The sequence below is a fragment of the Lactobacillus sp. M0396 genome, assembly GCF_016101625.1.
GTDB lineage: Bacteria > Bacillota > Bacilli > Lactobacillales > Lactobacillaceae > Lactobacillus > Lactobacillus huangpiensis.
This window is the reverse complement of record NZ_JACFQE010000003.1, coordinates 44,523-58,699: the sequence shown is the minus strand read 5'-3', so window position 1 is coordinate 58,699 and position 14,177 is coordinate 44,523. Positions and strand designations below refer to the sequence as shown.

4 protein-coding genes are annotated in these 14,177 nt (G+C 35.9%); 1 reads left to right on the top strand and 3 read right to left on the bottom strand.

The window, feature by feature from the left end; all coding sequences use genetic code 11:
* Positions 1-160: 160 nt before the first annotated feature.
* The 3 genes from H3T43_RS04360 to H3T43_RS04350 form a co-directional block, all read right to left on the bottom strand.
* Complete coding sequence (locus H3T43_RS04360) at positions 161-559, bottom strand: nuclear transport factor 2 family protein (protein ID WP_198212898.1); 399 nt, start codon at positions 557-559, stop codon at positions 161-163.
* A gap of 209 nt (positions 560-768) precedes the next feature.
* Positions 769-921, bottom strand: a complete 153-nt coding sequence (locus H3T43_RS04355; protein WP_370520788.1) for a family 1 glycosylhydrolase — start codon at positions 919-921, stop codon at positions 769-771.
* 299 nt (positions 922-1,220) lie between these two features.
* The gene (locus H3T43_RS04350; protein ID WP_198212896.1) at positions 1,221-2,780 is read right to left on the bottom strand and encodes an SLAP domain-containing protein; all 1,560 of its coding nucleotides are present in this window, start codon (positions 2,778-2,780) and stop codon (positions 1,221-1,223) included.
* Between the two features lie 524 nt (positions 2,781-3,304).
* Between H3T43_RS04350 and H3T43_RS04345 the strand changes: the two genes are divergently transcribed.
* Complete coding sequence (locus tag H3T43_RS04345; protein ID WP_198212894.1) at positions 3,305-14,167, top strand: SLAP domain-containing protein; 10,863 nt, start codon at positions 3,305-3,307, stop codon at positions 14,165-14,167.
* Positions 14,168-14,177: the final 10 nt, after the last annotated feature.

Genomic DNA, 14,177 nt, shown 5'->3' with positions numbered 1-14,177 from the left:
GGTCTACACCAATATAGTTCAATATTCTCTAATCGATATTAGTCAAGTGATTAAAATGGTATATACCATATTTTTTTACTAATAAAATACATCTTTTTAATTATTATTTAATAAAAGTATTCATCTATTATTTGCCACATTCAATGGGAATGACTTTGATTTAGAGTTTATCTTTAAAAGGACGAAAGGTTTCATGTTTAGTTGAATATTCCACAACTTTCTTTATCTTATTCCCAGTAAACTCTATTAGTGACACTCCATCGAAACAATATTCCTCTTTTTCTAAAGCATCAAAATACCAAGTAACAACAAATTTACCAGTATCAGTTTGTTCAATTTTATAAATATCCCATTTTAAAACTGTCTGCTCTTTAGACTTTGAATTGATATAGGCTTTTAACTCATCTAGTCCTTCATAAGTAGCACCATAGCATTCACGGTAATAAACATCTTGGCTAAACCAACTATCAAGATTAGAAAAATCTTTTTTAATCCAAGAGTTAAAGTAATCTCTGATAGTTTGTTCTTTTTCTATAGTTTGACTGGAATTTGATAACATAATATTCATCTCCTAATTTATAATAAATTAAGTCTGCACTTAGTTAATAAGTAACTGATTTTCATAATTCACCTGATTAAACATATGGTTTAATGACCAATAATCGTGTCTTAATTCTTTTTGGTCGTTGCAAAATGCACTGTATCTATAGGCCTAATCATCCTCTTTTGATAATTACATGGTACAGCATACCTGCTTGCACACATAAACTACATTGTTGAACTTTGATAATAACTGAATGGCATAAAATTACCATCTCCTAAAAGATTAACCCTACTCCAAGAGGTTTGGAAACGATAGCAATTAATCCCTAAATCAATAAATATATCCAGATCTTCTGGATAGCGGTGATATTTATCGATATCTATACCTTAATTGAACTGCCATCTTTTGCTCTATGAACGTCATAAACTGACTTTCCTTATCTCCCTTTTTGACAACTACATCAGTTTGCATATTAGATGTAGAGCTGACCTACAAAAATTTTTTTCGTGAAAATCTTTTTTACCATTTCCTAGCCTCATTTCATTTATTTGAAACGTTTCAATAATATTACATAAAAATGGTTTTAGTAAGTGAAGTACCTAACTAATTCACTACAAAATCATATAGAAAAACGACATCTCCAAAAGATGTCGTCTTATTTTGAAATGCCAGAGCACTAATTATTTGTTGTAGCATAGTCTGAAATATTTAAAGTTTGCTGGAAACCATTAGCACTTGTAACAGTCAAAACTGTATTATTGTTGCTAAACTGAACTGCACTTTTATCAATGCCGTTTACACTGGCAACCAAATCAACTATTTCATTAGATTCATTGATAGTCAAATTTTTCAAATCACTAACGACAACCTTTTTGCCATTTAGAGCAGCCTTCGCATTATTTATTTGGTTTTCTGTATCACTAACTTGCGCTACAGTCGCAATAGCTGTATTAACTTGACTACCAGTTGAAATGGCCGAATCATAAGCACTACGCAGAGCTTTAGCAGAAAGTTTATAGGAATCACTTGCTTTAACTGCCGCATCTTGAGCTAACAAGTCTTGTAAGCTCTTTTTATCAGTTGAACTAGCAGTAACCGTCTCATCTTTAGCTGTGTCAGGAGTATTGACTGGCGTCAGTTTAACACCACTAACTTTACTAATATCGTCTTGCTTAATATAACCATTCTTGTCACTCTGTAATTTGTAGAACAATTCAGCCTTATTATCATCCTTTACCCAAATGTACCTTAATTCGGTAACTCGTGCTCTGTGACCTTTAGCAAAAGTTTTTGTTGGTTGAGCCACACCTTTGCTGTTATATACATTAGTAGTACGTGCCAAAGTAATTGTTGTGATATCCGTATCATCTTCTGGCTTAGAATTTGTCGGCTGCAATTGTTTACCAGAAACTATACCAACGTTATTCTTCTTAACCCATTGATCTTCGCCAGGGAAGTTATCGTCTTTAATACGATAAAACAGCTTTTTGCCGATATATTTAAGTTGATCAACTGTAATCTTTTCGTCTTTTCTAATCAAAGTTTTAGTCGAATGACCATTGCCATCATAAATATAAGCATTATGACTTAATGTGATCACAGTAGGATCGTTCTGGTTATCACTTGGTGAATTATCATCTTTACTTGGCTTTTTATTAACTGGCTTTAACTTAGCACCTGTCGTTTTTCCAACATTAGCTGCCTTAATAAACTGGTTGCTTTGACCGCCAATTCTGTAAAACAACTTTTTGCCGATATAAATAAGTTGGTCAACCGTAACTGTTTGACCCTTTTTTATCTTCTTTTTCTCGGTTTTACCTTTTGCATCATAAATGTAGGCATTATGCTTTATCTTGGCTTTCGCTGTGGCTGCAGGTTTTACAACCTTCTTGCCATTGACATAGCCAACATTTGCTGCCTTAACGTATGCATTGCCGCCCAAATTATAATATTCTTTATTTTTAATTGTAACTTTCTCACTAAATGTCAAGGTGATGCCTTTACCAATTTTGGTATTCTTAGCACTACCCATATAAGTCTTTAACCTTTTACCATTTTTGTCATAAACATAAGCATTATGACTTAACTTAATCGTATTTTGCTTTGAATTGTTGTTTTTCTTAGTTGCAACCTTGTCAGCCGCTTGCACAACAGTAAATTGACCTGCTCCTATTACAGGGCTGACACCAATTAACGCAGCAGCCGATACCATCATAAATTTATGACTAAATTTCATTTTGCTTCTCTACCTCGTTATTTATAAAAATTCTATCAATACATAATATTGTATACTAAAAAATGGCTGATACAAATAAAGTAAAGCATTGCTAACCTTTTCTTAATACTCTTGCATAAATGTAAAAAAACTGCAAAATTTTTTAAAACTAAACTATAATTTTTTCATTCAATTAACTTTTATATTTTGCTTCTGTTTTTTAATAGATTTGAGCTTAAAAAATGCAATATAATTAAAATACTATATAAATATATTTTATATCAAATTTATTTTATGATATCAATTTCATCATTAGCTTCTCTACTAGCATAAATTCACCTTGTTTACGCTTATTTTTACACTATATATCAATTTTCACTCAGTTAAACTTCCTTAAGCTTTTAATTTATAAACTAATGATATTATAATCGCAATAATTGACATTTATATAAGCATCTATTAAATTGATAATTGTATAGTAGTTGAAAATAAGAAAGGACATTTGTATGTTAGGAAAGAATAATAACAATGAACGGGTGAAAAAAATGGCAATGCAAGCTAAGCAAGACCATTTCTCAATTCGTAAATTGAGTATTGGCGCTGCCTCAGTATTGCTTGGCTTTACTTACCTAGGACTTAGCAGTAAAACAGTAACTGCTGATACTGTTATTCCACCCCAACAAATAAGCAAAAAGTCAAAAGTAACAGGAAAAATTGATGCTCAGGCAACTACCACTCCTAGGGATGATGCTGCTCAAAATTCAACTGCTGCTACTAATAATATAACCAAAACCACTAAGCCAGAAAGCGAACCAAATTTAGGAACGTTTTCTGGCTTAAGTTCTTTTTTAAGGGAAAATAGCAGCAAAAATGAGCAAAGTAACACAGGGGGCAAAACGGACAGCGAAGACATCAATGCGGTTAAAGATGACAAGCAGAATTCTGTCACTGACAATGTGCAAAACGATAATGAGCAGAGCGGCCAAAATAAAACGGCTGATCCTACCGCAGTTGATACTGAAGATAGGGATCAAACCGAGCAAAAGCAAGACAGTTTAACTGCTAAAATCACCAATAGAGATTTAAGAGATGTTGGCGAAAAAAGAAGCGTAGGTAACTGGAAGGACTTTATTAGTGCTCTAACAGATAGTAGTGTAAGCGAGATCGATATCACCAATAATATTAGTGCTGACAAAGACAAACGCCACTCCTATTTTCAAGGCAGAAAATTATTAATTAAGTCTGCTGGTAATGCGAAGTACACTCTTGATTTCAAGGGTATCGATCCTACTCTTGCCAGTAATTCTTCTTTAGATATGACTTACGAAAACCTGATACTGAAGAGTACTGACTATTATGGTGTCATTAATACCTCTAATATGAATAAAGACCAAAAAGCTAGAGTTACTTTTAGAAATATTGTCTTTTATGGTTCACAGTTAGTATTTACCAGAAATAATACCGATATTATTTTTGAAGGACAAATTCACGCGGAAACTATCAAAATTCCAGGTAATGTCGGTTGGTTGTTTGATGGTAGCAATCAGCAACTTTTAGAATTTACCAGTAGCAATAATAGCATTACTTTTAAGGCAGGTTGCCACTTTGACGGTTCAACATTTGGCGGCACCTTGATTGAAATGAGAGGAGAAGGCAACTCTTTAAATGTTGAAGAAGGAGCAGTTGTTAACCTGACCCCACTTAAGACGTATGACGGCACAAATGGTGCTAATAACAGTGAACACGGCTATCCAGTCAGTGCCATCTTTATTAGTGATGATGCACAAGTAACTGTTCATGGTCAGGTAAACATTAACATCGGACAAAGTGAAGGAATTAATTATGCGGGCAAACAAAATAACGGTCAAGCCAGAGCTATTTACCTAGATAATGCCAAATCAAAAGTTAATATTGGTAGAGGCGGCATTATTAACGTCAACACAAATGGTAATATTTCAACTAGAAATAAGCAAAACCTGATTTATATTGGGGGTGACTTTGCCATTAACTCCGGCGGTGCTCTCAAGATTACTGGGCAAAACATGGGCAATTATACTGGCTCGCTAGTGCAAATTGATGGTACAGCCAATGTCCAAAACGGTGGTTTTGAAATTCAATTAGTTGGTGATGCCGGTACAGGTGCAATAAAATTGGTTGATGTTGCCAATACCGGGCAATTGATTGTTAATAACCCAACATCCCTTGTATTAGACGCCCATCTGAATAACAATGACCGCACCAGCATTATCGGTGATAATAAAATAACTGTCACAAATGTTCGCCAGTCCTTAAACCTTGGTGATCTATTGAATGGATCAGCTGATAGCAACAATAATATAGTGCTACCGCCATTCCATGTCTTACAAGTAGAAAAAACCGCTAAAACTGTTGCAGTTAACAATTTAGAAGTATTAAACGGTCAAAGAATCTTCGACTTAGAAAAAGCCAAAAAAGATAGTCCACAGCTTAATGCTATTCTCAATAATGCGCCTAAAAACTTCCAGAAATTGCTGCAAAATTACAATCATCAAAGATATGACCTGCTCTTTCGGGCTATCGTTGAAGCAGCTTTTTCCAGTAAAGATAACCCAGGCTACAATAACATCAGATTTACGCCGGCTAATCAAAGTGGGTTCTTAGACATAGACCCAGAAGATGTAACAGTAACCAGTCAAGAAGATGGTTCAAAACTAGTCAAAGGTCATGTATTATACTATTATCCTGCAAAAGATGGTCCTGATAGTGACAACTTTTTTAAGAATATCTTACCTGGCGGTACTGAAGCCTATGTTTTAGCCAAGTTTAAAGATAGTGGTGTATACAAAAACGGTCAAGCTGTTAGTGATTCCACAATAGCTAATCCATACGCTGAAACAGTTGATACTTATCGCGGTGAAGCAAATGATTTGGCATTTTTACCAACAAAATTTGCCGCTAAAGTAGCTCCAGATGGCACCTTTACCATTACTATTCCTGCTGAAATTACTACTAAAATGGCTAAAGACGCTACAATTCAACTAACTCCTCATGCGAACTTTATTGAATATAGTCCCTTAGATATTGCCAGTGGCGTTCGCCCTACTACAGTTAGTCTAGGGATTAAACCATTTAGTGAAATACAACAAGAAGCAGCTCAGGCAATTAAAGATGCTATTAGCACAGCGAAAGCCAATAAGCCAAATAACTTGACTGCAGATCAGGAAAAAGCATTCACTGACGCACTGAATGAAGCCGCTAAGTATGCTGCAAATAATACAGACAGCAACTATGATTCCGGCAAATCAGTTTACGGAGTGCAACCTTCCAAGACTGCAATTAGCGAAGTAAATAATAGAAAAATGACCGTTTTAGACTTGGTAGAAAAGGCTGTACAAACGGCTAAAGGTCAAGCAGAGTATGAAAATGCCAAAAAGGATGCAAAAGATAAGTTAGACAGCCAGGCTAACGAGCAAATTTCTAAGTTTCCTTCACAGTCAGAAAAAATAAATGCTGCAAAAGATAAGGCAATAAGCAATGTTGATGCTCCCGAAACAAACGCCACCAACCTCGGTCAGGTTGTTAGTGACGGGATTGATGCCATCAATCAAATTGGTAAAGATTATCGTGAAAATGCCAGAACAGATATCAAGCAAGCAATTTCAAACGTGGAAAATGCTATTGCTGAAGCTGCTAAAGATGACAACGTCCAATCGCCTGTTGACGAATTGATTACTGGTTTAAAAAACAGGCTAAAGCGACCAAAAGAAATCGTTGCTACCGAAGGTGATCTTGATCAAGACGATAATGAAAAAGTCATCGATAACCATCAAAAAGAAGCGACAGAAGCAATTCAAGGTATTCAGGATACTATTGCTGCCGTCAAAGCTTTAGAAGATGCTGCTAAAGAACAAATTACGCAACATGCAGATGATAAAGAAGACATTCAAGATGTCCTAAATCAGGCGATTAAAGATATTATTAGCAGCAATAATCCGAAAGAAGACGTTAATAAGGGTCTTGATCATATTAAGGGCACCCATACCGGTAAGCAAAAAGACCAGGCAGCAAAAGATATTAAAGAAGCAGCTGCCCAAGCTAAAGAGCGGATTAAAAACTCTGGTTTATCTGAGGATGAACAAAAACAATATCTTGATGAAATAGAGCAAGTGGTTGCTGATACGACAACTACAACTGGTGATACCAGTAAATCTATTTACGGCACTGATGATGACGAAATTATCAATAAGAGAAAAGCTGCTGCTGAAAGTTTAATCAATAAAGCTGCTGCTAAATCAGAAATTGTTGATTATACCAGAGGCTATGAAAATGTCCTCGGCAAAGTAGACAATGCCGAGACAGCTATGGCAGATGCATTAAGTGCAATTGATAAAATTGAAGATAATGCTGCCAGTAGCCAAAATATTACCCAAATACTAAAATCGACAAAGGATAATATTTTAAACGCTTTTAAAGATGATGCTAAAGCACAAGTTAATACAGATGCAGATACTGCTAAGACCAACTTAGGAGTAACTAAAGAAACTAATATTGATGACGCAGTCACCAATGCCGGTAACACGATTGACAGTCACAATTCTGCTACTGATATTAAACAAGACATTATTAACGGTAAAAAGAATGTTTTAAATGCTTATAAGACGGCTGCTAAAGCGCAAGTTAAACAAGACGCAGATGAAGCCAAAAGTAATTTAGGGGTTGACCAAGAAACTAATATTGATAACGCGGTCACTAATGCTGCCAGCACGATTGATAGCCATGACTCACTTACCGATATTAAACAAGACATCATTGATGGTAAAAAGAATGTTTTAGACGCCTATAAAACTGCTGCTAAAAACCAACTAGAAGCAATCAAAAAAGATGTTATAGCTAAAATTCAAAATAACCCTAACTTAACGGCTAAAAATAAAGATGAAGCTGTAAATAAAGCCAATGATTTGCTTACTGGAGATCAGGGATATTACGACCGCATTGATAACGGAGAAACTCCAGCAGACATTGACAAAGCTACCAAAGAAGGTACTGCTGCATTAAACGATTTGCTTAACGAACAGAACATCAAGGGCCAACGCAATCAAGCTATTACGGATATTCAAACTGCTAGAGACAAAGCAATTGCTGAAATTAAGGGCAATAAGAACCTGAGTGACGCGGATAGTACTAAGTATCAAAATCTAATTAACGCTGCAGCCGATAAAGGGATTGCCAATGTTTCTCAAGACGAAGATGAAAATGCAATTGAAACAGATCGAGACAATGCTATTAAAAATATTACAGACTATCAGAATAATGCCGCGAACGCTGCTACGAATAATTTAGATCAACAACGTCAAACTGCAATTACAGAAATTGAAAATGCAGCTCAAGCAGCTAAAGACAAAATTGATGGCTTTGCTGACTCCGATTTAAGCCCAGAGGATAAACAACATTTTAAAGAACTGCTTGCTAAAGACTTAGATAGTGCCAAGGCAGAAATTAATGCAGCTAAAGACATTGATGGTATTAATTTTGCCAAGCAAGCTGCTAAAGATAGTATCAACAAGGACTTGGCAACTGCTCAATTGGCGGTCGCTAAATCTCAAGCAAATAAAGCTTTGCAAGCCGAGAGAGAAAAAGACTTAGCCACTATCAATCAGGCTTTTGAAGATAATAAAATTAATAGTGAGCAAAAAGATGCCTTAACAAGTAAGATTAGTGGCTTCTACGAAACAGCAACCAGCAAGGTTTATAATGACTTTACCATTGAACAAGTAGTTAAAGATAGAGATGACGGCGTTGCTTCTATGGCTAATGTTGCTGGCAGTATTGCAAGCGAAGAAGCAAAATTCTTAGAGCAACAAAAAAATGAAGCATTAACTAACAAAGATAGTGGACTAAACGTTTTAGCTGAAAAAATTCGTGCGGATATCGAACAAAATCCTAACCTTTCCGGTCAGGAAAAGAATAGCTACTATGGAGAAATTGCTACAGCATTAACGACAGCAAAAACTAATATTCAAAATGCTACTACTAAAGAAGAAATTGCTGCAGCAGCTAATGCTAGTCGCGAGGCCTTAAATAAAATTCGCGATAAAGCAGCCCTACAGTCAACTAGAAATGCTGCCCTGAAAGATTTATTGAGTGTTTACAACGATGTAAACGATAAAATTTCAGGTTTACAAAATGTCAATAGTAGTACAAAAGACGGGCTAATTAAGCAGTTAAACGATGACTACAATGATGCAGTTAACAAAGTTAAGAATGCTCCTATTGATCGAGTTGATACTGAAAAGCAAACAGGCAACGATAACATGCGTAAGGTAATCCGGGATGCTCAAAGCCTTGATACCAATATTAATAACGCCAAGAACGAAATTGATAAAATTGCTACACAAGCAATTGACAACATTAATCAGTCTTCAATGTCTGATGCTGATAAGAGCAAGACTATCTCAAAAATAAATGACGAACGGGATAAGGCTAAGCAAAATATAGAGTTGCAAAAGACTAATGATGCAGTTGATCAAGCTAAAAGCGACGGCAAAAATGCTATTGACCAAGTAGTAGCAGATGCTACTGCTACGGATTTGGCAGAGGCCAAAAATAACAGCGAAAAAACTATAGAAGACGCAGCTCGTGAAGCAATTAATAGGTTGAATTCCTCCTATAATTCGCTGAGTGAAGAAGAACAGGCTGACGCTAAACCCCGATATGATCAGGCAATCACAGATATTAATCAGGCTGCTGCTGGTGCTATCAACAAATTGCAAAACGTCAAAAGCAAAAATGACGTCAATAAAATAACTACCGATACTATTACTGCCATTAATAAAGCTGAAGCAAGCGGCAACTTGGCAATTACCAAAGCGCAAGCTAGAAAAACTATTAAAGATGCTGCTAACGAAATCAAGAATAGCCTGAAAGATAAGGCAGATCAAGATAGCGTTGATTCAATCATTGATACTGCTAATTCAGCTATTGATGCGGCCGAAGAAAGTAATTCAGTCTTGGACATTAAAGATACTGCTATTAAGCAGATAAAAGCTATTAAGTCTACTGCAGATGATAAATATGCTCAGGAAATTAAACAGGCTAAAGCCGCTGCTATTAAAAAGCTTACTGAAGAACTCAACGGCCAAACTAATAATCCTGATGTCCTGGGAATCTTATCTCAAATTGACCAAATTGCGGGTTTAAGCAACCAAGAAAAGGAAAAATATAAGAGTCAGGCAACGGATGCTAAAAATTTAGCTGTTAACCAAGTTAATGGTCAACAAACTGAAACCGATATAGATTCTGCTAAGAATACTGGAATTATTAACATTGACAAAGCCTTGAGTGCTGCCCAATTACAAGCTGCTAAGAATAATGCCAATAAATATTTAGAAGATATTGCCGAAACAGCTAAGAATGCTATCAATAGCATTGACCAGTCAGCCTTAAGTGACGAAGAAAAAGCCAAATTGATTGAACAAATCAATTCAAATAAAGAAACGGCTATCCAAAATATTAAACAAGCACAAACTTCAACTGAATTTGAAAAAGCTAAAGCAGCAGGCGAAGGTGCAATTAATGGTATGGTGCAAAATGCCAAGAATAATGCTGCTTTACTGCAAGAACAAAATGTCGCATACAATAAACTGGTTGAACAAGCGCAGAAATTGAACGAACGCTTAAAGAATGACCTGTTGCAAAATAAACTTGATCAAAATCAGGTTGATGAATTAAGCAATGCTATTAGCGCAGCTTTAAGCACTGCTAAAACCAAGATTTCTGCTGCAACTGCACAAGATAAAATCACTGATGCCAGAAGTAAAAGTGAGACTGCTCTTAACAACATTGGCAGTGATATTGATAAAGAAGAAGCCTTAACTAAAGCCCTAAACGATCTACAAACTGCTGCCACTAGTGCTAAGGCTAAAGCTGATAAAACTGAAGACAGCGCTGTCGCTGACAAAATGAAAGCCCAAATAGACCAAGAACAAAAGAAAGCTGCTGCTAATATTATTGCCGCTAGAAATAATAAGCAAAACACTATTACGCAAATTCAAGCAGCGGCAAGTGAGGGCATTGCCACAATTAGCAAATTAGGTGATGACTTTGATAATAAAAATCAAATAGTTAAGAGCCTGAAAGAATATGCTGCAAGTGCCAAAACTGATGTTGATGGTTTAGACTTAGCCGGTAATGATGTCGCTAGCGGATATAAAGATATTGAACGAGTTTTAAATAACTTTATTAGTTTAATTTATGCCGGTACAAGTGATAAGCTGTCGCAGTTAGAACAAGATGCCAAAACAAATATTGATCAAGCCAAGTTGCCTAGTCAACTGACTGCGGAAAAAAATAATCTGATTAACAAGGTTAAGGAATACCTTAAAAATAAAGGGAAAATTGCCAGTGTGGCAACTAATCTAGAGCAAGAGCAAATTGAAGAACTGCAAAAGCAACTTGATGAAGCCGTCAATAGAACCATAGATAAGATTGCGGGTGTTAAACTTGAGAATACTTACGAAAATGCACTAGCACAAGCTCAAAATGCCCAACAAGGTAAAGCTCAACAGGATGAAATTCCTAATTTCGGTAAAAAAGAAATCGACCGTATTTTTCAAGTTGCGCAAGAAAAAGCCGAAATAGTCAAAGCTAAACAAGAGGCAATCTCTCAGGTCGAACAAGCTCAAAAAGAAGCAAATGATGCAATAGAAAAATCAGGTTTGTCACCAGAGGATCAGCAAAAGCAGAAAGACCAAATTAAAACTATTGTTGAGCAAGCAAAAACTGACATTAATTCTGTTCAACAATCTGAAACAGAGGCTAAAGACCAAATAAATGACAAACGAGATCAAGCAGTTGACAAGTTCAGTGCCATTAAAGATCAAGCTGCCCTAGCTGGTCAAAAGACAAAAGCTGAAGATATTCTAAAGGATAAACAAACTAAGGCTCATAATATAATTGATCAATCTCAGTTAACTGCCAAGCAGAAGAAGGCAGCTAAAGCTGCAATTGATGATGCTTATCAACAGAGTTTCCAAGATATAGAAAAGTCTACAGCTATTAGCGACATCCCAGATGAAGCAAACATTGGTCAAAATATTGATCGTCTGTTAACTAAACCTGAAACCAGCACTGAACCAGAATGGTTTAATGATGAACAAAAAAATGCTCTTGAAGGTGCTGATGGAGTAATTGGCATTAACAACGCATACAGTACACTAAAAGACAGACTAAAAGATAAACTGGCACAAGAAGTGTTAGATAATATTGATGAACAAATAAAAGCTATTGATGAAGCCAAAAATATCCAGACTGTCAGTGCTGCTTATGATGAGGCAATGACTATCATCAATAAGGAAAATGCTAAAGCTGACATTGACGAAGAAGCTGATAAGGTTACTAAAGAAATTGACGGTAATGATAAATTATCAACTGAATCAAAAGACAGGCTAAAAGAGCAAATCAAAGATGACAGCCAAAAGGCTAAGGATAAAATTGATGCAATCAATGCTCCTAAAGGCGATACAACTGACAAAAAGAACCAGATTGATAAAATCACAGAAACCGCCAAAGCTGATATTAACAGCGCTGGTAATGCTGCTAAAAATGAATCGATTGGTTCGCTTAAAGCAGAGGCTAATAACGATTTGGCTGATAAACACCAAAAAGCAATTGCTGAACTAAAAGACAAGTTTGGTGAAAATTCCGATACCACCAGCGTTGATCAAGCCTACCAGGAGTATTCACGTGTCAATGGTGATTCACCTGCAGATATTGCAGCTGATAAGATTGCAGCTGAAAAAGAAATAGCTAAAGGTTCGGTAATTGACACTGCTACTAACGCTAAAAACCAAGTTGATAAATTAAAACATCAGGATGGCAACGATTATACTGATACTGAAAAACAGGCAATAAAAGACCGCATTGACCAAGAAGCAGCTAAAGCCAACTCGGATCAAACGGGTACTATTGCTCAAGCTCAGGATTCTACTGGAATAGAAACTGCCAGAAAGGATGCAGTTGACAAGATAAGCAGTATTATTGTAAGTGATAGTAAAGAACTTGAAGATGTTTTAAACAACAATAGCAAAGTACAAGGAGAAAGACTGAAAGTCGCTTATGATTCTGCAGTTAAAGCTCTTACAGACAGGTTTAAGGATAAAGCAAACACTACTAGCGTTGATCAAGCATACGAAAATGCTAAAGATGCTCTCAGTGATCCTGCCAACGCGGATAAACTCGCTGCAACAGAATTAGCTGGTGAAAAGGCAATCGCTGCTGGGGCTCTAGCGGAGGCACAAAAAGCAGCTACAAGTGAAATTCAGTCCTCTAGCAATTACACTGAGCAGGAAAAGAAAACTATTATTAACCAAATTGATACTGATATGAATACTGCTAAAGATGCTATTAATCAGCCTGAAGTTAATGATAGTAAAACCATTACTAAACTCCGTGATGATGCAATTAATCAACTTTATCTCGATAGTACAGATTCTGATACAATTGACCATATTCTTCATGATAATAGTCAGCACGAAAATAATCATAGCTCTACTACTCAATCTGTCCCTGCCCCAGTTAACAATAAACCTATTAATACTGCTGACAAAGAAGAACCAGAACTTGATTTAAGCCATAGCGAAGAATTGGCTTTAATGCACAATGCCTACCTATATGACGAAAAAGGTCAACGTGCAAATAAAGTTGTTCTTGGAGCCGGTTCAATCATTACTTCGTATGGTATAAAAGAAATTAACGGGAAACACTATTACATTCTGGTTGATAGAGGCAATAAGAACCAAGTCTACTATGTTGCTACTAGCAACGTAGTTTCAACCAGTCGAAAATTAAAACATAATGCTTATGTTTACAATAAACATGGCAAACGAATTAAGAAAGCGGGTGTGTTAAGAAAAGGCAATAATATTAATACGTATGGCAGTGCAGTAACCATTCGGGGCAAGAAGTACTTCATTATTGCTCAAAACCGTTTTGTTAAGGCCGCAAATATTGCAGTCCAAAAAGCATCTGTTGCTACTGTTACCACAGCTCCGATTACTGAAAAGCCACATCCAGTGGTCGAAAAAGAAATTATGCACAATTCATATTTGTATGATAAGCAAGGAAAACGTGCCAATAAGTTAGTAATTCTTGTTGGTTCAAGTGTAAATACCGCTAACAAGCAATCGATTAATGGCAGGTCATTCTACGAACTGGAAGATGGTCTATTCATCTCTGCTGCTAATATAGATTCCAAAAAGATCAAATTAAGGCGTAACGCTTATATTTATAGTCAACATGGTAATCGAATTAGTAAAAAAGGTTTGAAGAAAGGTAAAGCAGTTAAAACTTATGGCGATCCTGTCAAAATAAACAACAAGCAATACTATATTATTGCTAAAAATAAGTTTGTTAAAAAAGCTAATTTTAAATAATTAATTTTAC